Below are 26003 nucleotides of genomic sequence, written 5' to 3' on the forward strand. Positions count from 1 at the left end.
TTCTAATAGAGGTTCAGGATATGAAAAATATTGTTTCTAAAAAATTAGCTGAGAATGTTCGTGATGGATTGGTTAGTTATTACTTAGGGCATATTTCAAAAACAGCTAATTCACCCGATTTAAAAACGCCGGATGATTTATATCAATATTTACTGATTGATAATCAGGTATCTAGTCAGGTTAATACCAGTGTCGTTGCACAAGCGATTTCCAGTATTCAGCAATATATTAATAGCATTATGCTTAACATGGAACCTGGGTATGATTATCAATATGAAGATAGAGTAGAGAAATGGAGTGATGTTTTAAGCCAATATAATATTTGGTCTGGTTTTCAACAGTTATGGAATTATCCAGAGAATTATATTAGCCCTATATTACGCCAAGGTAAAACAAGTGATTTTAAGGAGTTGGAGGATAATTTAAATAAAGGGAAGTTGAGTGATGAAGTTGTTCAAGAAGTTATATTGAATTATTTAAATAAATTTGAAGAAATAAGTAACTTAGAGTTAATGAGTGGTTATATCAATACGACTAAAGAATTAGCTCCCGCTCAGGCTGAATATTATTTTATTGGTAAGATGAATATTACGCCAGGTCAATATTATTGGCGATCCCTGAATATGGCTAATCGAAATATGCAAGATGTCATTAATCCTACCGCTTGGAAAGAATGGGAGAAAATTAGTATTCCTGCTACTGGGGAAGTGATTAAGATCCGGCCGGTTGTTATTGATGGTCGTCTTCATATCGTTTGGTTGGCACATGAAGTTGATAATAATCATGAAGAAAAAAATTATTATAGTATTAATTTGATATATCGAAAATTTAATGGTGAATGGAGTCTGCCAAATAAATTACGTACTTTTACCGGCGATAAGAGTAAAGTTAATGATGGTTTTGAATTAATTGCATTAATGGATTTGCGAGCTGAACCGGTATTAGTTATTTCTGCTATTTATAAGTCAGGAAAAGAAGAGCATTATCCGTACTCCTGTAATTTACTATTTAACGAAGTTCCTGTGCCTTTGGTTGGTGATAAGTCATTAGATCTCTATATTTATCAACAGATTAAATTTAATGATACGGAGAATCTTACACAATCAAATATGTTGTCAGCCTATTTTGGGGATGCATATAAATTAGTTGATAAACCCGTTTATCAGGAATCAGGAAGTCATTCTGGGCTTGCGACAGGGAAAATGACACTATTTGCTGAAATGGGGAGTAGAAAACTACGTCTTAGTGGTAATAATAGTTTATCTATTGGCAAAGAGATTATTAAATCTGTGACATGTGATATTGATCTTAAAAGTAAATCGAGTGAAGCAGGAAAGGTTAATATTTCACTTGCTGATGGCGCAAAAGAGAATAATGGGAAAATAACCGTTTCTGTCGCGGTGACTATAAATGATAATAGTTATGCGTCGGGTGACTATTTTTATATTATGTTTAATTCTAGTCAGAGTGGTTATCCTGAGTTGAACGTTAATTTTTCTGAATGGGGACAAAAGCAAGGTAATGCCTATCATTTTACCAAAGAAATGGAAGTACCATTGTCTGGACTAAAAGAAGCTAAAGTATTTAGTTCAGAACTCAATAAATCTGGTGGTAAACTTGTTGCTTCTGGAGATGGCACGCCTAAAGTAGATATTGATCATTCAGGTTATCGGGAAGCTGATTTCTGTTTATGGAATAGTAAAGGAGGCAACGATAGTCTGTTATATTCAAAACGTCAACTACTCAATGGAAAGAGTATTATTACTACTGTAGAACTTGATCTCGATGAAATAAATGGTAATGATTCGAGTGTATTTTTAAAATTAGGTTATAAGAACGAGGGTGAAGATGCGGATTTAGGTTATAATTATTATGAAGTTAAAATAAGTAAAACGCCCTATCCTAATTTGCTGTTGGCCTATGATAAAAAAACGCAAGCACAGTATCTGGATATTACTGAATTACAATTTAAATATCGATCTATCAGATTAAATACCCTATTTGGCAAGGAGCTTATTGCGCGGGCTAACCACTCTATTGCTGATGTACTGAGCTGGGAGACACAACATATTAAAGAGCCGCCTATTCCGGGGAGTGATAAAAATAATGATTCAGCGCTTAACGGAGCGAATAGTATTTATTTTTGGGAGCTTTTTTTTCATGTGCCCTATTTAGTTGCATATCAACTTAATGCCTCACAACAGTACCAAGACGCACAAAACTGGTTACATTATATTTTCAACCCAGGAGTAAAAAATAAGGCTAATGGTAGCCCAGGCTATTGGAATTGCAGTCTGTTAGAGGTTTCTCAAGATAGCTCAGTACAGCTAAAAGGATTGCACGATCCCGATGCGATAGCTTATGCCGATCCGGTACATTATAAGAAAGCCATATTCCAAATGTATGTGCGGAACTTAATTGATTTTGGTGATAGTTTTTATCGCTTTTTGACCCATGACGGACTTAATAACGCTAAATTACGCTATCTTCAAGCACAGCAATTACTTGGCCCCAGACCTGATTTTGATTTAGTCAGTCATTGGCTACCGATTGAATTGGCAGATATCACCTTTTCAAAGAATAATAAATTACGCGAATTTGAGAGGAATATTGATCCTAATATATTCATTGATCTGCCAGCCACTAAAGTCAGTGCTCATACGGCGGTGGATAATGCGATATTCAGAGTGCCGTTGAACAATGATTTACTGTGGTATTGGGATATTTTATCCAGCAGATTTTATAATTTGCGCCATAATTTAACTTTAGATGGTAAACCTTTATCGTTACCATTATATGCAACACCTGTCGATCCGAAAAATTTGCTTGCTTTACTGGCGAACGGTGGATCATTATTGGCGGCAGGTAGTACGGCTATTCTGAATATACCGCCTTATCGTTTCCGGGCATTATTACCCAGTGTTTATCATGCGGTAGATACATTAAGTCATTTTGGTGATTTACTTTTGAGTGCGCAAGAACGTAAAGATCGTGCGGAACAGGAAGAGTTGAATCAATTACATTTGAAAGAGTTAGCTGTTTTTACCATTTCATTGCAGAAAGATGCTGTCGCAATCGCTGAAAAAGGGAAACAGGCATTATTAAAAAGTCAGCAGACATTACAACAACGGATTGATCATTATAAGGCGCTTTATGATGAAAACATTTCTACAGATGAAACCAACGCCTTGAATTTACAAGGTACGGCAAAAATTATTTCTTCTGTTGAGGAAGGAATGTTAACCGCCGCCGGTGCCGCCTCGCTGATACCTAGCATTGCGGGAACGTCATTTGGTGGACAACGATGGCATATGCCGCTTGTTTGTTCTGCCGGTATTACACGTACAGCATCATTAATGATGCAAATGGCAAGTGATGCATTGAGCGTTAAAGCCAGTTATAACCGGCGACGTGAAGAGTGGGAGATTCAATATAAACAGGCGGAAAGTGAGCTGGAAATGTTGAAAAAACAGATTGAACAGCAAGAGGCGCAAATTTCCGCCGCGAATACAACATTACAACAGTCTCAGGCACAACTGCAAAAAGAGCAGGATATGTATCAGTTTCTTACTGTGACCAGGGTAACGAAATCTTCGCTTTATCAATGGCTGAATGATCAGATGATGTCATTATATCGTCAGGCTTACGATGCAGTGCTTTCGCTATGTTTAAATGCACAAGCATGTTGGCAATATGAAATGGGGGATTTTTCCACACAATTTATTGTGCAAAATGGTTGGGACGATAACCATAATGGTTTGTTGGTCGGAGAAAAGATTAAACTGAATCTATTGAAAATGGAATCGGCTTATTTGAATCGTAATGAACGTCGTTTAGAATTAACTAAAACGATCTCGTTAAAAAATCTATTATCTGATACGAAAAAATGGCAAGATATTCAATCTGAACTTAAAACCGGTGAAGGAATTACATTTATACTGAATGAGAAATTATTTGATCAGGATTATGCCGGGCATTATTTACGCCAGATCACTTCTGTATCGGTTACGCTGCCGACATTAATTGGCCCTTATCAGGATATTAAAGCGACTTTAACTCAAACTAAAAGTTATACATTGAAAACGCCGGATATTAATGGTGTGAAATATTTACTTTCAAATAAAGAAGGCGATAATAAGCAAATTGTCACGAATTTGAGAGCGAGTCAACAAATCGCACTTTCATCAGGTATTAATGATAGCGGTACATTTAATCTTAATTTCGGTGATGAACGCTATTTACCTTTTGAAGGAACCGGGGCGGTTTCTGACTGGAAACTTACCTTCCCATCAGCGGCAACAGACAGTATACAGCGAGATATTCTGGATAATTTGGCAGATATTATTTTGCATGTACGTTATACCGCGAAGGATGGCGGAGAGGCATTTTCTGGTCAGGTAAGAGAACTACTTAAATAATATGTGTATTTGTCGCTGTTTTTGTATTTAATATTTAATTAGGAATCTGGTAAATTTATTTTTATTATTTGCCAGGTTCTTGTTATTTTGATTGGGAATTAGGTAAAAGTGAAATTCAGCGTGCTAAGCGCTGGATTTCACTTTTGAGAGAGTTAAACGGCGGGTAATGTGGTTAAAGCGACTTCCGGCTAGCTTATCTCGATATGCCGGATATATACACCTGCATGAGCCATCATCGCAATCAGCTTATCCACACTGAAAAGCTGTATTTTCCCCCTGGCAAGCTCTGAAACACGGGGTTGGGTAATCCCCAGTAATTTGGCGGCTTCAGCTTGGGTAAATTCCCGTTTTGTTATCCATGCATTGAGAATATTCATTAGTTGAGCACGGATCTTCATGTTTTCGGCCTGCTCTGGTGTATCTCTGATCGCGTCCCATACGCTTTCAAAAGTCTGCATTTTCATAATTTCCGCTCCTGTATCAGTGCCTTAAACGAGGTTTGTCAGCGGTCAGAATACCCCGAAAGGTACCTTTAATGGTTATGTTAAGCGGTGATAATTTTCAATCCTTGTTTATCAATGAGGTTTAGCATTCTTAATGCTGCCCCATTGGGTTTAATTTCACCACGCTCCCATTTTGATACGCTTTCTTTCGTCATATTAAGCGCCAGAGCTAAACTAGCTTGAGAAATGTTATAACGGTCGCGTAATTTCTTGATTTCATCGCCAGACATCGGGCGAGCTTTAGCTATATGTTTACTTAAATTGCGAACTTGAATTCTAGCTTCAAGTTTTTTGGTTAAATCACCGTTAGAAATACCAGCCTCTTCTAGCTCTTTTGCAAAGCCAAGCATTTCGTCCAATTTAGTGCTCATCTTTCACCTCTACCAAAAGTTTTAGTTCGAGCATTTTTTTTATTTTTTTATCATCATACTTTAGAAGTTCTGTGGCAACGTCTTTGTAACCCTCCAAGTCATCGTCCTCGATTTCCTTAGCTCTCTTTCCGCTGACTTCACTTTTTGACCAGCCATCGAAAAAAAACAGGTTAGTTCCACTTTTAAAGAAGATGATAGTTCGTGTGCCACCACTTTTACCCGTGCCTTTTAAAGGAACCCGCTTCTTGATAACACCACCGCCTAAATCAGCTTCAAATACACCATTCATGACTTCAGACGCCGCTTTAAGTAAGGTATCTGTGGTGATTTTTAGTTTTTTAGCTTTTTTATTAAAAAGTTTTGTTAAGTAAATAGCCACGAAATCCCCGCGATGGTAATTTTTATTATAGTAATCTTTGCTATAGTGTTGTGCAAGTTTTAATCTATGTTATCTATATAAGCTAGGTCAGAGTAGTTATCAAATCGAGACCATTGACCGTTAAATATCAGTCAAACCGTACCTATCAGGTTGTTGCGCAGCTTACCTGTGATGACCTCAGCTATTCCTTTCGTGTCTGTATTTTCATTATATAGGCCGCCATTTGGCGGCCTATTGATCTAAAAGTCAGGATTTTTTGCAATCAAATTAACTGCTGCTTTTCTCTGCCAAAATAAACATCCCAAACGGATGAATTTCCAGATAATAATTATCGCCAACATCGGGTTGCAATTGGGTAGCGTTAATCTGTAATAGCAGAGTTTGCCCTTGCCAATCGACGGTGACTTCATATTGTGGCCCCATGTAAGCCACATGGCTAATGGTGCAGCGTTGGCTGGTATTACCTTGATGGCTCAGGGTAATTGCTTCCGGTCTGACGCCTACCGTTACCGATTGCCGATTGGTGGTAAAGTTTGCTGGCCGTGGCAGGCGATATTGGAAAATCTCAACATAATCAGTACTTAAAGTCGCAGGGAAGATATTGGCGTCTCCCATAAAACTCGCCATAAACTCAGACGCCGGTTGGCGATAGAGTGTTTGTGGCGTGCCAATTTGCATGATTTTACCTTTATTCATCACCAGTACCGCGTCGGAAACTGCAAATGCTTCACTTTGATCATGAGTAACGTATAGCGAGGTGATATTAAATTGCTGCTGCAATTCGCGGATTTTCTCGCGCATACTGCGGCGCAGATTGGCGTCAAGGTTACTCAGCGGTTCATCGAAAAGTAGCACTTTAGGTTTGAGGATCAGTGCGCGAGCGAGAGCGACACGCTGTTGTTGACCGCCAGAGATTTGGTCTACGTAACGATCTTCAAAGCCGCCTAAGTCCACCAGCTCCAGCGCCTCTTTAACCCGTTCCCGTATCTCTGCTTTAGGCCGTCCTAGCATTTTCAGCCCGTAACCGATATTTTCCCCCAGTGACATATGCGGGAATAGGGCATAGGACTGAAATACCATACAGATATCTCGTTGCTGAATAGAGCGATCTGTGACGTCTTCACCGTCAATGAAAATCTTACCTGCGCTAGGTTTTTCCAGCCCGGCAACCAGACGTAATACGGTGGTTTTACCGCAGCCGGAGGGTCCTAACAGTGTGACCATATGTCCCTGCGGAATAGATAGTTCCAGATTATCGATCACGGTGTTGCTACCGAACCGTTTGGTTACATTTTTCAGTTCGACAAAATTTTGTTGTGTCATGTCGTCACTCCGTGATTACTGTACATTTTTGGCTTTGGAACGAGAGATCCGCGCTTCGCCAATCAGGTAGTCAAATAAGAAAATAATGGCCAGCATGACCACAATCAGGATCGAGCCATAAGCGATAGCGACCCCGTATTCACCATCTTCCACTCGATTCAGAATATAAGAGGTTGCGACACGGGTGTCTGGCGTAACCAGGAAAACAATCGCGCTGACGGTGGTAATCGCACGAACGAAGCTGTAGATCAGTGCGGATAAAATCGCCGGGCGCAGTAAGGGTAACAGTATATGGAAGATGGTTTTCATCGATCCGGCGCGCAGGCTGAGTGACGCTTCATCCAGTGATTTATCAATTTGTCCAAGACCGGCAATACCGGCCCGGATACCCACCGGTACATTACGCATGGTCATGGAGATTATGACGATAGCCGCGGTGCCGGTGAGGTAAAACGGTGAATCGTTGAAGGCCAGAATGTAGGAGACCCCGGCGACGGTACCCGGTACGGCAAAACACAGCATGGTAGTGAATTCGATGGTTTTTTTACCGCGAAATTCCTGGCGTACGACAATGTAAGCAATCAGCAAACCGAGGATAGCGGTAATAGGGGCGGCGATACCGGCGTAGAGCAAGGTATCCAGCAATGATGGCCATGCGCCGTCGTTCATCCCTTGACCGAACAGTTTGATAAAGTTATCCAAGGTCAGGGTGTAATCCACGCCCCAGTTAACGGTGAAACTGCCGTAGAAGATGCTGCCGTACAATAGAATGTTGAACACAACCCAGATAAACAAGATGGCGCAGACACCCCAAACCAGTGAAGTCGGCAACGGTTGTACATCACCACGGTAGGATTTGCCGGAAACCGTGACATAGGAACGTTTACCAATCCACAAATACTGAACGCAGAAGACCAGTAGCGAGAAAACCAGTAGCGAAGCGCCGAGAGTACTGGCGGCTTGATAGTCGAGTTGAGAACCGGTGATATAGAAATAGATCTGAGTCGCCAGTACGTCAAAGCTACCGCCTAATACCAGTGGATTACTGAAATCGGCCAGCGACTGGACAATGACGATCAGGAAAGCGTTCGCCAGCGCCGGTTTCAACAGCGGGATAAAAACATTGAAGAACGTCTGATAGCGGTTGGCCCGCAGAGTATAAGCAGCTTCTTCCAATGAGGGATGGATGGTTTTGATGGCGCCATCAAGGATCATAAACGCCATTGGTGTGAAGGCTAGAACTTGCGCCAGCCAGATGCCGGTAAAGCCATACAGCCAGTTGGTGTTGGTCAGGCCAAACCAGCTCGCCATAAATTCAGTAATGTAGCCGGAGCGGCCCATCATCAATGTGACGCCTAAACCGACCACAAACGGCGGTGTGACGATGGGCAAAATAGAGAATACCCGGCCAATAATGGCGGAACGGCGAGCGATTCTGGCGGTGTAAATTGCCAATACCAGCCCGAAGAAAGTACAGCCCGCGCCAACCGCCAGCGAGAGCAAAATGGAGTTGATAATAACCTGAATAATATGTGCTTGCCCCAGGATCGATAGAAAAGCGAATGGAGCAAACTGACCGGTATCATCCGTAAACATCGGAATAAAGATGGCGATACTTGGATAAAGGATAAATATACCGATGAGGGCAATAACCGTGACCAATGAGCCGATAACAAAACGATCACCACCTAACCACTCAAGGCGAGACAGGGCCAGGGTAATAATCGCGCCTAGAGAGATAAACAGGAAAATCGTCGAGTAGCCTAGCCCACGACCAATAATCGCTGCGCTAATAACGACAAATAGGGCGCATAATAAGGCATAACCCGCGTCAAAATAGTGGCGGCTATGTTGATTGCGGTTTGTTGGTGTCAGTGGGCGTAGTAGTAGCACTGAGGGTAATAGGAACCACAGTAAGCTGATGTTTAATCCGTTCCAGCCATAGGCGGCGAGAAGTTCATCTTGAGTAGAGTCGAAAAGGCCGTAGTCGAGGCTCCATGATGGCAAAAGCGCGAAGGCCAGCCACATCAGGGCAATCCACCAGAACACGGCATCCTGCTTCTGTCTGATAGGCAAGGTAAATGCGTGAGACATAATTTCCCTCTGTTTTATTATTATTGTGTAGTAGCAGCAGTAAGAAGCTATCCCTCAGGCATTATGGGGGCGGGAAAATAAAGTAGCCTGATGGATAGCTTCTAAGGGCGGGAAATGCTCCGCCCTTGACTGACTTTATTTAGCCATTTTCACTTCTGTCACCCATTTGGTAATTAACTCTTTGCGTACATCACTGGCGCCATATTTATCCATGTCGTAATTGATCAGTTTCAGATCGGATAATTTAAGCGCCAAAGGAGAAGCTTTTGCCTTAGTGTTGGTCAGGATCTGATAAGCTTTCCCTTTCTTCCAACTCAGTTCTTGTGCTTCTTTGGATAACACCCAGTCAACAAACAATTTAGCGTTGTCCATATTGCGGGCATTTTTGATGATACTGACGCCGCCGATTTCATAACCGGTACTTTCACATGGCGCGATAAGTTTTAGTGGCGCGCCATTTTCTACTTCTAATGAGTAATCATGCAGGAAGCCGATACCAATTGCGGATTCGCCGCGGGCGGCATTTCGTGCCGGGGCAATGCCGGATTTGGTGTACTGAGAAATATTGGCGTTTAGTTTTTTCAGATAATCAAATGCTTGATCTTTGCCCCATAACTGAACAAAGGTTGCTAACGCGGTGTAAGCGGTGCCTGAACTTTGAGGATCGGCAATCTGAATTTCGCCTTTATATATCGGTTTGGTGAGATCTTTCCAGCAGGTTGGAATCGGCAGATTTTTCTCTTTTAGACGTTCAGTGTTGACGCCATAGCCAAGAATGCCGACGTAAACCGCGGAGCTGTAGTTGCCTTTACGTTTAGCCGGGTCGCGGAACTGCGGCATGATTTGCGCCAGATTAGGGGATTTATAAGGCTCCAGCAGATCCATCTCTCCCGCCTGAGATTGCGGGTCCAGTGTACCACCGTACCAGACATCCGCTTGTGGATTGCGTTTTTCGGCTTCAATTTTTGCCAAGGTACTGCCTGAGCCATTACGGACAAAAGTGGTTTTTACATTGTATTTTTCACCGAATGCTCTGGTTTCAGTTTCACACATAGCGTTAGTGGCGCTGCAATAAACGATCAATCGTCCGGCGGCTTGAGCGCTGTTGGTAAATGCGGCAACGACCAAACCGGCTGTGATAAGTGTAGAGAGAGGTTTCAGTTTCATTATTTTGTCCTTAGTATTTAAAACTGCTTGTCATCGGAAAGTCTCGGTGCTATCCCTGCCATATGTTCCCTTTTACCAACGTCTGCCATTAACAGCGGCATCAACAGCAAACCCATCATGGCGGCTGCGGCTGTGAGTAGGGCAAACATCCCTGACCAGCCATAGTGGGCAATCATTTGACTTAGAGGCCAACCTGCGATTGCCGCGCCCAAGTAGGCGTACAATCCCAGATAACCGGTGACGGTACCGGCGGCTTGTTTATGGCAATATTCTGTTGCTGCCAGCCCAATCAGCATTTGCGGGCCAAATACAAAAAAACCGATACTGAAAAAACAGACTGCCAACAGCGCATAGTGATGAATGGGAGTCAGCCACAATGCGGTGACAGCCATGAACAGTCCAAGTGCGAACAGTAGAATCATTGGGGCGCGTTGACCGCGGAACAGTAAATCCGATCCCCAACCGGAAAACAGAGCACCGGTTAAACCACCGAGTTCAAACAGTGAGAGCGTCGCGTTGGCACTGAGTAGATTGGCGCCATGTGTTTCTGACAACCACAGATTGCCCCAATCGTTAATCGCCATTCTGATGAGATAGACCAGAATGTAGGAGAATCCTAGCAACCAGATAGTTCTGCTAGTTAAGATCGTATCCCGCAATATCTGCATCATCGGCAGCGGGGGCGATAGCTGTTCGTGTCGAAGCTCTAGTAAATCCTGCCGCCACTGTCCCACACTGGGCAAACTTTGCTGTTGTGGTATGCCGCATAATTGATAACAAAGCCAGATACCCAATAAAATGCCGATAATTCCCGGCATCATCAGCGCTGTTTGCCAGCCGTAAGTTGTCGCCAGAAAAGCGGACAATATTGGGATAGTGATGCCGACAATATTGATGGAAGTATTCCAATATCCCCACCAGAAGCCCCGTTCATTGCGGGAGTACCAGTGTGTCAGCAATCTGGCGCAAGGCGGCCAGCCCCATCCCTGAAAGAAGCCGTTCAGTGTCCAGATGATCAGCAGTGCGGAAAATGATGAGCAGAAAGCAAAGATAATGTTTAACACACCTGTCATCACTAATCCGGCGCCCATAAACCAGCGATAACCGGTGTGATCATGAAATACACCGGAAATAAATTTTGAGCTGCCGTAAGCCAGATAGAATAGACTGATTATCCAGCCGATATGCCCTTTATCCAATCCTAGTTCCAACTGCATAACCGGCATGACAAAGTTGAAGCTTTTTCGCGTCAGATAAAATGCGGCATAGCCAATAATCATGGAAATCAGCAGGCGGCTACGCCAGCGGCGATAGTGTTGTGAAATCTGTTTCTGGCTGGTGGCTTGCATACCCGGTTCCTCCATGAAAAAGGGAATGTAAAGAAAAATTAATGAAAATGGATGGGGTAAGGTTTTAGGTAACTAGGAATAGTTCTTAGTTATGACTGATTTTCATCAGAATTTGTGGGCAGGTTAACAGTTATGCGTGTGCCGTTATCATTACTTAACTGCCAATCTCCTCCTAACGCACGGATACGTTCTTCAATACCCTGGAGGCCAAATCCGCCTTTTCGGTTGTCTTCTGCAATGCCGATGCCGTTATCACTGATTCTGAGTTCAATCACATCCCGGTGTTGTCGCAGGATGATAGCGATTCGAGTCGCTTGAGCATGCTTGCTGATATTGTTCAGCAACTCTTGAACCAGACGGTAGAGGGTAAAAACCACCGTTTCATCCGTTGGATTTTGAGGAAGCTGGTAATTCAACTGGCAATCAATATTTTGTTCTTTAAACGCGAATTCATGGATCAGATGGTGAAGTGCTTTTTCTAAAGACATCTCTTCCAGAACCGGTGGACGTAATTGGCGTAATAATTGACGCGTGGATTGATGAATCTGTTGGGCGAGATGATTGATCTGTTCTGCGATCATTTCTGTTGCCGGGGTGGCGGCGGTACGTTTTATTAGTGTTGCCTGAATTTGAATGGCGGTAATATTCTGACCAATTTCATCATGTAACTCGCGGGCAATGCTTTTACAAACGTTTTCTTCCGTGTGAATCAGTTTCTTCATCAGGGTACGGCGGGCGGTTAACTCCCGTTCTAGCAATTCACGGTAACGTTGCAAATTTTCAGCGAGCTGTTGCTGACGGCTGATTGCTATTCCCAGACCTATGCCTAATAAGGACTGAATGGTCAGGAACATTTCCAGTTCGCCTAAATCGTTAAAAGCACCACTGAATTGACGAGCTGATGTGATCATGAGACTCCCTAACAGAGCTGCCAGTACGCCGCCTTGCCAGCCGTAACGGTAGGCCATGAAGACATTAGGGATAAATATTAGAATCACCAAAAGATTTTCAATTTCTGGTGACATAAAGATCTGGGCGCTTAATCCTAGCAGGCAGAATAGACAACACCACATCAACAAGGAAGGGCGTAGCTGCGGATCAGGATCGCTCGGTTGCAGCATATTTCTCAGATGTTGCTGACGCAGGTATTCATAGATCAGATAAACAAAAGGTGACAACAAAACGCCGCCGGTTAACGAGGTGAGAAACAGATGGCTGGCGTCGGCAGTCAGCGTAAACCCCAGAAAAACAGCCTGTAACACACTATTGGCGGTTACACCAGCCAGCAGAATTGAGAGCCGTTGCCAATACAGGGTATAGCGCCCCCAGAATTGTTGCACGATAAGGGCAGGTATTAGGCTGAGAAAGGGTGATAACAGAATGATATTGTGAGTAATAAGTTGTTCGCTGCCGAGCCATAGCAGAATAATAATCTCAGTGGTTAATAAGGTTGGTAAGTAACGACGCCCCAGTAGGATAAACAGTGCCAGCCGTAACCCTTGCGGGAAAAGCAGAGCTGCTTGTTGCCCGTTATCATTCAGGTAGAAGCTGATGGTCCACAGAGCAAGCCAACTCAGTGAATAGAAAAACAGCAGAAAGAGTGATAACAGGCCAAATCGTGATCTTCTGTTCATGAGTTCCCCGTTAGAATCTGGTGTTGCAGGGCGTAATGAACCAGATCAATGGTACTATCGCACTGGAGCTTGCTAAGAATATTGGCACGATGAACATGAACTGTTTTATGGCTGAGATTGAGCTGTTCCGCGATAGTTTTAACATTGATGCCGTTGATAAGTAGAGAAAATATTTCCCGTTCTCTGGGGGTCAGAACTTGTAGTGCTTTAATCTCTTGTGGTGTCTGACGCAGTGCTTTTAGTGCATCGGCACACAAGTAGCAACCGCCTTGATGTACGGAGCGTACTGCCTGTACTAATTCTTCCGGGCCGCATCGTTTGGTGAGATAGCCGCAGGCGCCGGCATCCAGCGCACTTTGTACAAATGCCGTGGTGTCATAAATACTGAGAATAATGGTACGAAAATCAGGTTGTTTTTGCCGTAACCGGGTGAGCAGGTGCAAACCGCTTTCATCGGGCATATCGATATCCATCACGGCGACGTCAATTGGGTTTCTGAGTAAACCCAGCCAAGCTTCTTTGGCATTGGCGTACTGCCCGGCGATTTCAATATCCTTTTCAAGCGCGAGTAATTGGGCAAAACCGGAACGGACGACTACGTGGTCGTCAATAAGTGCAACTCTAATCATAAGTTTTCGTTAATGGATAATGGTAAATGAAATAATTTATATGATGTGCAGGAAAGGCAGGTTGTGCAAATTAATCAACTAAATCTGTAAGAAAGATAACAAATTTAGCAAAAACCGCGGTAAACCCTCGCATTGGGCTAGGATTTACGGGGCAATTGTTAAAAAAAGCCTTTTTTATCTATCAGTGAGGTTTTAAAAGCGGGAAAAGATGCCTGACTAACCACGAAAAAACAGGTAAAAACTTTAATCATCAAAAGTAAAAAGCAGTGATTAAGGATTTTTAAAAGCGGGTAAAAAGTCCGATGGCATTCGGACACTGGAAGAGAAAACATCAGGAAAAACGGGTTTTAAATTGATTAAATAAGGTGAAAAAATGACAGTGTTAACCCAATAACAATAAAGAAAACCGAGCGGCCTTTAGATTAACCTCAGAAAAACAAGAATGTTTAGCAACATTAAAAATGATTAAAGAAATGGGCGTTAATCTTAATACCGTTAACAGTTCTGCCACACTCACTGGTTTTAAACCTAAAAATCAAATACAGAAAAAAGAGAAAACCTAAATATCAGCTTAATGAAAACAAGAACATTAAATACGATTCAGAAAATGTAAAAACCATTAAATCTACCACAATTAATCAATGAAATTCATTTAGCAGGCAGATTTCCAATTAAAAACAAACAACCCATCAGGGTGAAAGTCACTACTCAAGCTTATCATGTTTTTAATATTGTTTTTTTACTTACATTTTCATTTTATCGGTGATTAATCAACTAAGGATTAAGACAATAAGCACCTCATTAATGCCAGCTTTTTAAAAGGTATAGGGTGACTAAAAACAGCCTATTCTTTACTATGTTTAAACATTTATCAGCAATACTATTACATTTAGTCGAAATTCACTCACCATTAACCGAGATTTGAAAAGCAATAATCAGGTAAAATAATTTAATAGAATAGATTAATGCTCAAGTGTTTTCTCACCCTCACTTTACGAACAAATCAATAAAAAATGCGATAAAAAAGAGATAAAACGATTAATCTGGCAGGATTTAAATGCTAGAAAAGAGTTATCCTAAAAAGCATTAATGGTGTCTTTATACTATCAAGTTATTGATTAGTGATTTATAAAGAAAAGATAAAGGGTGATGATTTACAAAAAACCGCAGAACTGCCAGTAAAGCCATACTGGTAAAACAATGTTGGTAAAACTATGTCGATAAAACAATATCTATAAAACCATGTCAGTTAAAATAAATCGGATATGATTAGCGTTCTTTTAAACGTAAAACCACGATATATCATAATGCTTAAATTTCGCAAAAAGCATATAGCCAAAAGATAAAAAACGATTAAAACCAGATACCGATTAAAATCATACGTTAAAAAAATAACTTTTAATCCCAGTTTAAAACCTACTCTAGTTTTATGGGTATTCTAATTAAAGGTTTTATACCCTATGGATTTCAAGATGCATCGCGACGGCAAGGGAGTGAATCCCCGGGCAACACCAGACTCAGGTAGGAGCTACTATCATCACCATCAATTTCTCGAGAATCTAGGTAACGCATCAGATAATGAGGAGATTCATCTTCGTTTTTAACATCACTAACCACCCAACCACAAGGCTGGTTTTTTTCCTGGCGAAAATACCTTCCTCTATCTTAATAATATTTTCCGGCGAATATTTTCTTAACCCTTTCAGCTCATGACGGTGAAAACGCAGTTGAGTACCGAACTCCTCCCGAAAACGCTGGTAGCAGCCAGAATGCGCTGTTTCTTTTCCGGGGTGTAACCCTGTTTAAAAAACAGAGTGATAGAAATCCCAAGATCTTTTAATATCTGCATCCAGCTAATGTTTTTTAGCTCTTCCAAGATGATATCTGAACCCTGTTGCACCGTCTGCCAGCGGGCTTTTATCTCACTCTCCATCCAGGTCACAATTTTCCCCGTTTGTTCACTGACCCAGGAAAAAGCGTAGCTGTCCTGATAGCTTATCGGGTCAATAACTTCTTCACACACCCACTTGCCGGCTTGATTGAACCAGATACCAAACTGGGCAAGCAGATCCCGGGTACTGTCGCGGACATAATTCAACCCATTTTCGGCCAGACCCGCCACTTCCTGCCCGAGGATAACCCAGTCTTCATAGCTGGGTAAAAACGACCAGCGGGAAGTGCTGAGAAGCGGTGGATTTTTTGTCAGAGGTTACGGAATGGTTCCTGGCACACCCTCTGTGGGAGGAGCGGGTAAAGCTTGGTCATCAGGAGGCGAACCGGGTGGCAGCGGAGCCAGTGGGATGGGATTTTTATAGTGTTGGGAACCGGGCTGATAAAATTTTTGCCATGCTTCATCATACTGTTTTTGCTCTTCTGTACGGTTATTGATGATACGCATCACACCAAAGCGGTCACGGGTAGCAATCCGGATATAATCTTTTTCCTATCCTTTACTGAGGGAATCTCCCGGAAATTCACGATATTTATCAGATGAATATGAAGAGAATGTGATTAATGTCACATAAAATGGCTGACTTACGGCAGGGAGCAGTCACAATATCTGGCACGTGGATTCGAACCACACTTGCACGGTGCGACCCAACTGCCGATAAGGCGCTATTTCGACGTCGATATAAAAAATTTCGCCCCGGAAATAAATCACGGCTTGCCAGTGATTGTTAACATGCTCACACTTTCTATTGCGTGCGAAATCCTTGGTCTGTAAGGGATAACGAGCGGAGAACATCATAGTGAAAGCATATCAACAGACAGTATCGGAATGGTTGCACCTTGTGGGTGAACGTCAAGGTGTGGCTTTGAGCATTGGCAGCGATGGTCACTGTACCGTGCCTTTCGGCCAAGGTGGTGAGTGCATCATCGAAGTTCCGGGCAACGACGACGTTCAGGCATTTTATCTCTATATTCCTTTGTTGCGATTACCAGTAGATGAACCGGGCCAGTTGATGTTGACTCGGGCTGCCCTTGAGTTGAATATGTTCGGTCTTACCACGGGTGGCAGTCAGATCAGTCTGGACAGTCGTACCAATTATCTGGTGTTGAGCTTCTCTGCGTTGATCGAGGTGTTCGACGAAACTGCATTTATGCAGACTCTGGGAGAGTTTCTCGATCTTGGGATCAGCTTGCAATCTCAGTTTCAGGTGATCAGCACCCAGCAGAACGGAGCATCCGCGCTGCATCCATTACCAGGCTCGGCCATCGCATGCTGAGTCACGGTCATCTAAATAACCAAGGAAAATAATAAGATGTCTATTCAAAGTCTTGGGCACACTCTCAAAGCGACGGCATTGCCGCCCCTTTCGAACGGAGAAGTACAGACACCATCTCGCAATAATAATGTTCATCATCATCTTGCCTCCCATTACACCAGTACCGGTCTTGGTATTCAGGTGTCACCGGGCAAGGTGCTGACTACTACACTGAAATATCTGACATTAAGTGCCCCGGCTCGCAAGATTGGCACTGCCATACAGGGAGGACATGACTCCCATGCGCAGAGTGCCAAAGGTAAGGCGCGTTACTGGACTGGGGCCATTATCAAGGGATTGGCTAATATCACGGGCGGCGCCAGTAGTGTAACGAGTGGTGCGATTACGGTCGGTGTCGCAGGGGTTAAAAATTTGGCGGAATCCACCGGGCGTTTGCTGGCATCCTCTGCCTTGGGGCTGGCTGGAGCGGGAGTGAAGGTAGTTTCACACTTACCGCTTGGCGCGTCCGATCGTTTGCAGGTTGGAACGCGTGCCGAGCAATTGCTGAATTCTGCCAAGGTGATCGCTAAACCCACATTTGTGGCTAAAGCGGAGCAAGAGCCGTTGAATGCTGTGGGAGCTAAAGCCGTGATGGATGCGGCTCAATTGGCGAGAATCAGTTGCTCCAGTAGCTATCGGGATATGCCCGCGGGTTACAGCCATGCCGCTTTAGCTGATATCCCGCCCTCAATCTTGGCTCGTCGGCAGAATGGCACTGGCGGAACCGGCAGTGAGTTAACCCTGCATGTTCGCCCCAGTAAGGGAGAGAATGATCCTTTAATCCTTGAGGGAGATGGCTGGTCCGCGCTCAAGGTTGCTGTCTACAAGCGTGACGACACGATGGTGCTCTCCTTTGTGGGCACTCAGCCAACCAAGCGTCCTGGTACGGTGAAGAGTGATGTCGGCGCTGCTTTGGGGATCAAGGACAGCGCGTTTCAGGATGCTGACCGCTTGGTCAAGGCTTTTACCAAGCAATATGGCGGCAAGGTTGAGGTTCTGGGCCACTCTTTGGGCGGCGGGCTGGCGCAATATGCAGGCATCAAACATGGGATCAAGGTCACCGCGTTCAACAGCATGGGATTGCATGTAGGATTGCGGGATCGGTTGGCCGACAAGTTGGATAGTGCCAACGTCACCCACATCAATACCAGTAGCGATCCGCTGAGTCAGAAGGCCGAACATGGTATTTGGGGACTGGATGCCTCTTCTCAGGTAGGCAAGCGTTATGTGATTGAGCATTCAGGTGGTCACCGTATGGAGTCGGTGACCGCAGGTTTGGAAGCCTTACTGGCTTAACGACTCGATATGTCAGGACAACGCCTCCTGTGGGAGGCGTTGTCGTTGCCAACAGACACTGTATTGAAAAACATAAGTATTTAACGTAATTGCACGTTATTTCAGCGCCTTGAGGATTTGCCAGGCTGCTTTGATGCGAGCCTCGTTGGGGTAGTTTTTGTTCGCCAGCAGCACAATACCCATTTGCTCTTGCGGTACAAACGCGACATACGCGCCGAAGCCATTGGTAGAACCGGTTTTATTGATAAAGAGCGCATCTGTTGGCGGCTCTGGCGGCGATAGTTCCGTGGTTTTGTTGGCCTGATAAGCGACCTGCGCCGAGTTGCCGCTTAGCACTTGCTCAAGGGTAACGGGCCAGTGATAAAGCTCCCAGCCTAGCCCTTGCGTCATCTCACCCACCCGGTAATAGCCGGTATGGGTTGCCCGAATGGCCTGTGCCAGTTTGCTGTCACCTACGCGGGAAGGATCGATATTCGCATCGACGAAGCCGATCAGCTCCTGTGCACTGGTTTTCAAACCATAGGCTTCCTCATCCAGCACGCCGGGGGTTATGCGAATCGGTTTATTCTCTTTTGAATAACCCCATGCATAATTTTTCATCTCCTGCGCAGGCACGTTAAACCAGGTATGGTGCAGACCAAGCGGTGAAAGAATTTGGTTTGTCACCAGTATTGAGTAAGGTTTTTCAAGGCGTTGGGCAACGATATAGCCCGCCAGGCCAATGCTGGGATTGGCGTACTGGCGGTAGGTTCCGGGCGTGTATTTTGGCTGCCAGTGCTGAAACCAGTCCACCATTTTGCTATTGCTGTCGATCTCATCAGGGAATTGTAACGGCAGGCCGCCCGCAGTATAAGTGGCAATATTCAGCAGGTTTATGTTGTCAAAAGCGCTGCCTGCAAGCGGTTGAAAATGCTGGCTAGCCTTATCGGAGAGGGAGATAGCTCCCGTCACTTGCGCCCAGGAAATCAGGCTGCCGGCAAAGGTTTTGCTGACTGAGCCTAATTCAAAGATTGTCTCTTTGGTGACTGGCGTGTCGCTCTCTTTTGACGCGTCACCGTATTGATAGAAAAAATGTTGACCGCGGAAAGTCACCGCAATCGCCATTCCTGGAATGTCATATTCCTGCATCAGGGAATGTATGGTCTTATCAACGGTATTTGTCAGACGGGTCTGAGCGGGTGTGTCCGAGGCTTGAGCGCCGAGAGAAGCGGTAAGCAGCAGCCCGCCGGTCAGCACCGAAAGTCGTTTTGTCATGTGATGTGCCCTTAAATTACAGTGAGAGTTTTCAGTCCGGGATTTTATCAGGATTTATATACCCAATCACAAAATTTGTGATCTTTATCACCTGACAAAATAAAACTTTGCGGTTGCTGATTGAAAACCAAGCGCTTTCGTTTTTTTATATCAATTGTTACCCAAAATGTGGATAAAAACTGATTTTTGGGTAACTAGCCAGTAACTAGAAAATTTAATATTTCCTTTCGTTTTGTTTCCAATCGAAACCTTTTATGCCGATTTTTGTCTATATAATAGACTGTAATAGCGATCACAATTTCATTTAATTGCTTTTGCTGTAATTAAATCGAAAGAGAGGGAAAGCAATTCATCACAGGCGAAGTAAATTTATCGCTGAAAATCTGAGGAATATAACGGAATGGCTGTGGATACCGTAAAAAGACGTGAACAGATTATCGACTTGTTGTGTCATGAAGGCAGCGTGCGTGTTGAGCATCTGAGCACCCGTTTTGGGGTTTCCAGCGTCACTATCCGTAATGACCTGCGTTATCTGGAACAAAAAGGTTGCGCATTGCGTTCTTATGGCGGCGCCATGTTGAATCAGCAATTCGCCTTTGATCGCCCTTTGCAAGATAAAGGCCGAATCAATCGTGATGTGAAATCGCGTATTGCGGCCAGGGCGGCACAGTTTGTTCAGGATGGTGATGCCTTGATCCTTGATTCCGGCTCGACTACCACGCAAATCGTGCCATTTCTTAAAGAACGGCGTGATTTGGTCGTCATGACTAACGCGTTGAATATCGCCTATGAACTGGCGGGGTTTGACCGGATGGAGGTGATGGTGCTTGGCGGGAGTGTGCGTCAGAACTCCTACTCGCTCTATGGTCCGGCCGCGGAACAACAATTACGTCAATATCGCTTTGACACCCTATTTCTTGGCGTCGATGGTTTTGATCTGGAAGCAGGGATAACCACGCCACATCCCGGTGAAGCCCACCTTAATCGCGTAATGTGTGAGGTGGCGCATGAAATTATCGCGGTAGCGGATGCTAGTAAATTTGGACGTAGAAGTTTTTGTATGATCCGTCAAGCCGGACAGATTCATCGGCTGATTACTGACAGTCGGATCCCCGATAACTACAGGCGGGCATTAATGGAACTCGGTGTGAATGTGATTATTGCCGACGAATAGTTCTTACCGAGATTCTTGCCCGCATGGGAGACACCATGCAGTCGCTATTACAACTTATCCGTCGTCATAAATCAGGTGAAGCGGTGGGGATCTATTCGGTCTGTTCCGCTCATCCTTGGGTATTGGAAAGTGCCTTGCGCGTCGCTAAAGAGCGTAAAACCTCGGTACTGATTGAAGCAACCTCTAATCAGGTCAATCAGTTTGGTGGTTACACCGGGATGCAACCGGCTCAATTCCGGGATGCAGTTTGGCAACAGGCCGATCGTATCGGTTTACCGCGTGATCGTATCTGGTTAGGAGGGGATCATCTTGGACCAAATGCCTGGCAGGATCTTCCCGCTGAACAGGCGATGAAACTGGCTGAAACGTTGATACACGATTATGTGGCTGCGGGGTTTCGTAAGATCCACCTCGATTGCTCGATGTCTTGCTTGGGTGATCCAACGCCATTGGGCGACAAGGAGGTTGCGGTACGCGCGGCTCGTTTGTGTCAGGTGGCAGAACGTTGTTGGCGGCAGGTGGGGGGAGAACCACCGGTTTATGTGATAGGTACTGAAGTGCCGGTACCGGGCGGAGCCAAAGAAGCATTAGAAGGAATGCAAGTCACTACGCCTCAGGCAGCCGCTGCGACGTTGGATGTGCATCAACAAGCTTGGCGACTGGCTGGATTGGAACCGGTATGGCCGCGAGTGATTGCGCTGGTGGTGCAACCGGGTGTGGAGTTCGATCACCACCATATCGAACATTATCAACCTGAACGTGCAGCGGCACTGAGTCAATATATCGAATCTCAACCTTATTTAGTCTATGAAGCCCATTCTACTGATTATCAAACGGCGCAAGCTTACCGTGAATTGGTACGTGATCACTTTGCCATTCTGAAAGTCGGTCCGGCTTTGACTTTTGCTTTACGTGAGGCGCTGTTCGCACTCGATAAAATCGATAGTGAATGGAATGGGGAACAGGGCGCGGCTCATCTGTGCGCCACGCTGGAACAGGTCATGCTTGAGCAGCCGGAGCACTGGAACCGCTATTATCATGGTACACCGCATCAGCAATTTATTGATCGTCAATACAGTTTGAGTGATCGCGTTCGTTACTACTGGCCGCATCCGCAAGTACAACAGGCAGTGAATACTTTGATGGATAACCTGCGTTGTCGCCCGGTTTCCCTTTCACTACTGAGTCAGTACCTACCTGAGCAGGCGCAGGCGGTTAATGCCGGAAGGCTGGATAATGACCCTCACGCTTGGGTGTTGGATAAAATTCGTTCTGTGCTCTTAAGCTATGCGCGAGCTTGTGAGCCAGAGGTACAAGGAGTTTTAACATGAATGAGCTGTTTTCCTATACCGAAGTCTGGTTGCGTGAGCATCATGCGTTGCATACTGCCAGAGAGATTCATCAACAGCCTGAGCTTTGGCGTCAGTTATATCAAAATCTGCAATGTGAGGAAGGGTTGTGGCGGCCCTTTTTGCAGCCTTTATTATCAGATCCAGAGTTACAGATAGTGCTGTGTGGCGCAGGTTCCTCCGCATTTATCGGACGCGCGCTGGCGCCTTGGCTGCGTGAGCAGTGTGGACTGAATGTGGTTGCGTACAGTACGACAGACATTGTGCCTTCTCCTTTGCAATATCTCGATCCAACACGTTCAACATTATTAATTTCCTATGGGCGATCAGGCAATAGCCCGGAGAGCGTGGCGGCGGTAAAACTGGCGGATCAGCTCCTGCCACGCTGTTATCACTTGATGCTGACCTGTAATCCCGGTGGTGCGTTAGCACGTTATGCCGAAGGGCGCGCTCACGTCTGTTCGTTGAATATGCCACTGGGGGCTCATGACCAGAGTTTTGCTATGACGTCCAGTTTTAGTTGTATGACGTTAGCAACAGTGTTGCTGCTAGGGCCGTTGACGTTGGAACAGAGTGGGACGTCGTTGATGGCGATGAGCGCGTTGTGTGAGCGGGGAAAAGGAAAGTGGCAGGCACAGGTTAAGCGGCTGGCACGCAGTGGTTTTAAGCGCATGATGTGTCTGGGTTCCAGTTGTTTTACTGGGATAGCAGAGGAGGGGGCGCTCAAGATGCTGGAGTTGACCGCCGGGCAGGTTATCACTCGTTACGACTCATCAATGGGGGTGCGTCATGGGCCGAAATTTATGATCGAACGCGATACGCTGGTGGTCATGATGCTATCCGCTGATCAATATCGTCGTCGTTATGATCTCGATCTTTGGCATGAACTGAATCATGACGGGTTGGCGTGTCAAATTGTTGCACTGAGTGGCACACAGGGGAAAGGGTTCACGGTGGTTAACAGTGAACAAGACGATATCTGGCTGTTGTTCCCCTATTTGATATTTTTGCAGATGTTAGCGTTTGAAACCTCGCTGGCACTGGGCGTAACGCCAGACAATCCATGTCCGACAGGGGAAGTCAACCGTGTGGTGAAGGGGGTGGAAATTTATCCCTATCATCCACCGTATTCACCAAGAATAAAATGTAGCAGGAGTGATTATGTCGATACCGAATATTTTAATGACCCGAATTGATAACCGGTTGGTGCACGGTCAAGTCGGTGTGACCTGGACCAATTCACTGGGGGCCAATTTGGTATTGGTGGCTAACGATCAAGCTGCCGGTGATTTGATGCAGCAAAATCTGATGGATATGGTGGTTTCTGATGGGGTTCAGACGCGTTATTTCACCCTGCAAAAAACCATTGATGTGATTCATAAAGCGGCTGAACGCCAGAAAATTTTCATCGTCTGTAAAACGCCGCAGGATGTACTGACGCTGGTAAAGGGCGGAGTACCGATCCGCTTCGTTAACGTGGGCAATATGCATTTTTCTGAGGGAAAGCGTCAAATCCATAAGACGGTTTCGGTTGATGACAGTGACGTGGTGGTGTTTCGTGAACTGGAGCAACTGGGCATCACTTGCGAAATTCGGCGGGTGCCGGATGAAGCAGGAGAACCTATCGCCAAATTGCTGGTTTGAGGGGTGAGTTATGCTGATTGATGCGATATTGATTGGGTTGTTGGCTGGCTTGGCCGGGGTGGATCTATTCGATGGGTTGACTCATTTTCATCGTCCAGTGGTAATTGGGCCGTTGGTTGGGTTGATTTTAGGGGATGTACAGACGGGTTTGTTGGTGGGTGGCTCACTGGAATTAGTCTGGATGGGCATGGTGCCGCTGGCAGGCGCTCAACCGCCAAATGTGGTGATTGGCGGGGTGATTGGTACTGCGTTTGCCATTTTGACGGGGGCTGATCCTAAAGTCGCGATTGGTATAGCGGTGCCATTTTCCATTGCGGTACAAGGTTGTATCACTCTGTTGTTTACCGTCTTCTCACCCATGATGCATAAATGCGATCAGATGGTAAAAGCGTTGAACTGGCGTGGCGTGGAGCGCGTGAATTATCTGGGTATCGCCATTCTGTTTTGTTTCTACTTTATCGTGGCATTTCTGCCGGTCTATTTCGGTGCCGACGCCGCCAGCGTCATGGTACGGAAGGCGCCGCAATGGTTGTTGGATGGTTTGGCGGTTGCGGGTGGCATGATGCCTGCGATTGGTTTTTCTATGCTGATGAAGATCATGATGAAAAAGACCTATATCGCTTATTTCATTCTGGGTTTCATTTCAGTCACCTTCCTTAATATGCCGATTATTGCTGTAGCACTTGGCGCTTTCGCGATTGCATTGATCGATTTCTTTAACCGTTCCCGTATGGAAGAGGCCGCTGAACGCAGCGTGTCTACCACTCAATCTCACACTCAATCTCAGGAGATGGAAGATGGCATTTAACGACACCGATGCGGCTATGGCCGCTAAAGCTGAGAACAGGATGGCGCAGGCGCTGGCAACCAGTCAGGTTGAGCAGGATGATTATCAGGACACGATACCGAGTGAGGATCTGACCAACGGCGATTTGAATCGTATGGCGTGGCGCTCTTTGTTGCTACAGGCATCATTTAACTATGAGCGTATGCAGGCGGGGGGCTGGTTGTACACCTTGATCCCTGGTCTGCGTAAGATCCACAAGAATCCGCAAGATCTCGCAAACTCGATGAAGATGCATATGGAGTTTATCAATGTGCATCCGTTTGATGCCACCTTTCTCTCTGGGTTGGTGCTGGCAATGGAGCGGAATAAAGAGAAAATTTCCACCATTCGTGCCGTGAAAGTGGCGCTGATGGGGCCGCTAGGTGGGATTGGCGACGCGTTGTTCTGGTTGACTCTGCTACCTATCTGCGCGGGTATCGGGGCTTCTCTGGCGCTACAAGGCAGTCTATTCGGTCCCATCATATTCCTGTTGTTGTTCAATATCGTGCATTTCGGCTTGCGTTTTGGCCTGGCGCATTATGGCTATCGTGCAGGAACCAGCGCATTAACATTGTTGAAAAAGCATACCAAAAAGATCTCCCATGCTGCTTCAATTGTGGGAATGACGGTAATCGGGGCGTTGGTAGCTTCCTATGTCCACCTCTCGACGCCGGTGGTGGTAAATGCCGGTAAGGCCAGTGTGGCGTTGCAGAAGGATGTGCTGGACAAACTGATGCCGAATTTATTGCCGTTGTGTTTCACTTTGCTGGTGTTTTGGTTGATGAAAAAGGGATTTTCCCCGATCAAATTAATTGGTTTGACTGTCGTGATCGGGATTGTAGGGAAGTATGTTGGTTTTCTTTAATAAACGGCGCTGAGGAGAGGGAATGTTAGGTATTGTAATCACCGGTCATGGGCATTTCGCCAGTGGGTTGTTGCAGGCAGTGGAACAAGTCGTCGGACGACAACCTCAGTGCTGTGCTGTCGATTTTCCTGAGGGAATCAGTACGCAACAATTATTGCTGTTGTTACAGGCGGCTTGCACCGCCTGTGATAGTGGTGAGGGTGTCATTATTCTCAGTGACTTACTGGGTGGATCACCGTTCCGGCAGGCGGCGCAATTGGCAATAGCTAATCCATGTTATGAAGTTATCACCGGTACTAATATGCAATTAGCGGTAGAGATGATGCTGGATCGTGAAGATATAACTCTGGAAACATTTCGTGATATGGCGCTGGAATGCGGGCGGCGGGGATTAACCAGCCTGTGGCATGAACAACAGAAACGAAGGTATGACAGCCCGAATCTGGATGGCATTTAAGGAGC

General features: G+C 45.3%; 21 protein-coding genes and 2 pseudogenes. 10 read left to right on the forward strand and 13 right to left on the reverse strand.

Annotation, left to right across the window (positions count from 1 at the left end; genetic code table 11):
• Nucleotides 1-20 precede the first annotated feature (20 nt).
• Nucleotides 21-4418: a Tc toxin subunit A-related protein gene (locus Phpb_RS09605; RefSeq protein ID WP_065390141.1), complete on the forward strand. Its 4398-nt coding sequence runs from the start codon at nucleotides 21-23 to the stop codon at nucleotides 4416-4418.
• 188 nt (nucleotides 4419-4606) lie between these two features.
• Here Phpb_RS09605 and Phpb_RS09610 read toward each other — a convergent pair whose 3' ends face one another.
• The 12 genes and pseudogenes from Phpb_RS09610 to Phpb_RS26750 form a co-directional block, all read right to left on the reverse strand.
• A complete protein-coding gene (locus tag Phpb_RS09610) occupies nucleotides 4607-4882 on the reverse strand; it encodes a helix-turn-helix domain-containing protein (protein ID WP_065390142.1) in 276 nt (91 codons plus the stop codon).
• Nucleotides 4883-4962: 80 nt separating this feature from the next.
• Complete coding sequence (locus Phpb_RS09615; RefSeq protein WP_065390143.1) at nucleotides 4963-5292, reverse strand: helix-turn-helix domain-containing protein; 330 nt, start codon at nucleotides 5290-5292, stop codon at nucleotides 4963-4965.
• Nucleotides 5282-5671, reverse strand: a complete 390-nt coding sequence (locus tag Phpb_RS09620) for a type II toxin-antitoxin system RelE/ParE family toxin (RefSeq protein WP_065390144.1) — start codon at nucleotides 5669-5671, stop codon at nucleotides 5282-5284. Before Phpb_RS09620 ends, Phpb_RS09615 begins: the two co-directional genes overlap by 11 nt.
• 59 nt (nucleotides 5672-5730) lie before the next feature.
• Nucleotides 5731-5886, reverse strand: a pseudogene (locus Phpb_RS27535) (replicative DNA helicase); the annotation flags it as partial.
• Between the two features lie 52 nt (nucleotides 5887-5938).
• Nucleotides 5939-6994 (reverse strand): ferric ABC transporter ATP-binding protein, encoded by a 1056-nt coding sequence (gene fbpC / locus Phpb_RS09625; RefSeq protein ID WP_065390145.1) that lies wholly within the window; start codon nucleotides 6992-6994, stop codon nucleotides 5939-5941.
• A gap of 15 nt (nucleotides 6995-7009) precedes the next feature.
• Nucleotides 7010-9088 carry an ABC transporter permease gene (locus tag Phpb_RS09630; protein ID WP_065390146.1) on the reverse strand — a complete coding sequence of 693 codons (2079 nt, stop codon included), beginning with the start codon at nucleotides 9086-9088 and terminating at the stop codon, nucleotides 7010-7012.
• 135 nt (nucleotides 9089-9223) lie between these two features.
• Nucleotides 9224-10255, reverse strand: a complete 1032-nt coding sequence (locus tag Phpb_RS09635; RefSeq protein ID WP_065390147.1) for an ABC transporter substrate-binding protein — start codon at nucleotides 10253-10255, stop codon at nucleotides 9224-9226.
• A 17-nt stretch (nucleotides 10256-10272) separates the two neighbouring features.
• Complete coding sequence (uhpC, locus tag Phpb_RS09640; RefSeq protein ID WP_065390148.1) at nucleotides 10273-11604, reverse strand: MFS transporter family glucose-6-phosphate receptor UhpC; 1332 nt, start codon at nucleotides 11602-11604, stop codon at nucleotides 10273-10275.
• Nucleotides 11605-11693: 89 nt separating this feature from the next.
• Entirely contained in the window at nucleotides 11694-13238 is a 1545-nt protein-coding gene (locus Phpb_RS09645) for an MASE1 domain-containing sensor histidine kinase (protein ID WP_065390149.1), read from the reverse strand.
• Nucleotides 13235-13867: a response regulator transcription factor gene (locus tag Phpb_RS09650; protein WP_065390150.1), complete on the reverse strand. Its 633-nt coding sequence runs from the start codon at nucleotides 13865-13867 to the stop codon at nucleotides 13235-13237. The genes Phpb_RS09645 and Phpb_RS09650 overlap by 4 nt, the downstream gene beginning before the upstream one ends.
• A 1491-nt stretch (nucleotides 13868-15358) precedes the next feature.
• Nucleotides 15359-15698, reverse strand: a pseudogene (locus Phpb_RS24850) (type VI immunity family protein); the annotation flags it as partial.
• A 378-nt stretch (nucleotides 15699-16076) separates the two neighbouring features.
• Nucleotides 16077-16265, reverse strand: coding sequence for a hypothetical protein (locus tag Phpb_RS26750; RefSeq protein ID WP_240492499.1), 189 nt, complete (start codon nucleotides 16263-16265; stop codon nucleotides 16077-16079).
• Nucleotides 16266-16617: 352 nt separating this feature from the next.
• Between Phpb_RS26750 and Phpb_RS09660 the strand changes: the two genes are divergently transcribed.
• Nucleotides 16618-17094, forward strand: a complete 477-nt coding sequence (locus Phpb_RS09660) for a CesT family type III secretion system chaperone (protein ID WP_165603283.1) — start codon at nucleotides 16618-16620, stop codon at nucleotides 17092-17094.
• Nucleotides 17095-17130: 36 nt separating this feature from the next.
• The gene (locus Phpb_RS09665) at nucleotides 17131-18429 is read left to right on the forward strand and encodes a Tle-like phospholipase domain-containing protein (protein ID WP_065390152.1); all 1299 of its coding nucleotides are present in this window, start codon (nucleotides 17131-17133) and stop codon (nucleotides 18427-18429) included.
• A 96-nt stretch (nucleotides 18430-18525) separates the two neighbouring features.
• On the opposite strand, the gene ampC is transcribed toward Phpb_RS09665, so the two are convergent.
• The gene (ampC, locus tag Phpb_RS09670; RefSeq protein ID WP_065390153.1) at nucleotides 18526-19683 is read right to left on the reverse strand and encodes a class C beta-lactamase; all 1158 of its coding nucleotides are present in this window, start codon (nucleotides 19681-19683) and stop codon (nucleotides 18526-18528) included.
• Between the two features lie 400 nt (nucleotides 19684-20083).
• On the opposite strand from ampC, the gene agaR reads away from it, so the two are divergent.
• Genes agaR through agaF form a run of 7 tightly spaced genes read left to right on the forward strand, consistent with a single transcriptional unit; the run spans nucleotide 20084 to nucleotide 25998 of the window.
• Nucleotides 20084-20857 carry a transcriptional repressor AgaR gene (gene agaR / locus Phpb_RS09675; protein WP_065390154.1) on the forward strand — a complete coding sequence of 258 codons (774 nt, stop codon included), beginning with the start codon at nucleotides 20084-20086 and terminating at the stop codon, nucleotides 20855-20857.
• A gap of 35 nt (nucleotides 20858-20892) precedes the next feature.
• Nucleotides 20893-22188, forward strand: a complete 1296-nt coding sequence (locus Phpb_RS09680; RefSeq protein ID WP_065390155.1) for a D-tagatose-bisphosphate aldolase, class II, non-catalytic subunit — start codon at nucleotides 20893-20895, stop codon at nucleotides 22186-22188.
• Nucleotides 22185-23402 (forward strand): AgaS family sugar isomerase, encoded by a 1218-nt coding sequence (locus Phpb_RS09685; RefSeq protein ID WP_065390156.1) that lies wholly within the window; start codon nucleotides 22185-22187, stop codon nucleotides 23400-23402. The genes Phpb_RS09680 and Phpb_RS09685 overlap by 4 nt, the downstream gene beginning before the upstream one ends.
• Complete coding sequence (gene agaV, locus Phpb_RS09690; protein ID WP_205634758.1) at nucleotides 23368-23850, forward strand: PTS N-acetylgalactosamine transporter subunit IIB; 483 nt, start codon at nucleotides 23368-23370, stop codon at nucleotides 23848-23850. Before Phpb_RS09685 ends, agaV begins: the two co-directional genes overlap by 35 nt.
• A gap of 10 nt (nucleotides 23851-23860) precedes the next feature.
• Nucleotides 23861-24658: a PTS N-acetylgalactosamine transporter subunit IIC gene (gene agaW, locus Phpb_RS09695; protein WP_065390157.1), complete on the forward strand. Its 798-nt coding sequence runs from the start codon at nucleotides 23861-23863 to the stop codon at nucleotides 24656-24658.
• Complete coding sequence (locus tag Phpb_RS09700; RefSeq protein ID WP_065390158.1) at nucleotides 24648-25541, forward strand: PTS system mannose/fructose/sorbose family transporter subunit IID; 894 nt, start codon at nucleotides 24648-24650, stop codon at nucleotides 25539-25541. The genes agaW and Phpb_RS09700 overlap by 11 nt, the downstream gene beginning before the upstream one ends.
• Before the next feature lie 22 nt (nucleotides 25542-25563).
• A complete protein-coding gene (gene agaF, locus Phpb_RS09705) occupies nucleotides 25564-25998 on the forward strand; it encodes a PTS galactosamine/N-acetylgalactosamine transporter subunit IIA (RefSeq protein WP_036808253.1) in 435 nt (144 codons plus the stop codon).
• Nucleotides 25999-26003: the final 5 nt, after the last annotated feature.

The sequence above is a fragment of the Photorhabdus namnaonensis genome (assembly GCF_001684335.1).
Classification (GTDB): domain Bacteria; phylum Pseudomonadota; class Gammaproteobacteria; order Enterobacterales; family Enterobacteriaceae; genus Photorhabdus; species Photorhabdus namnaonensis.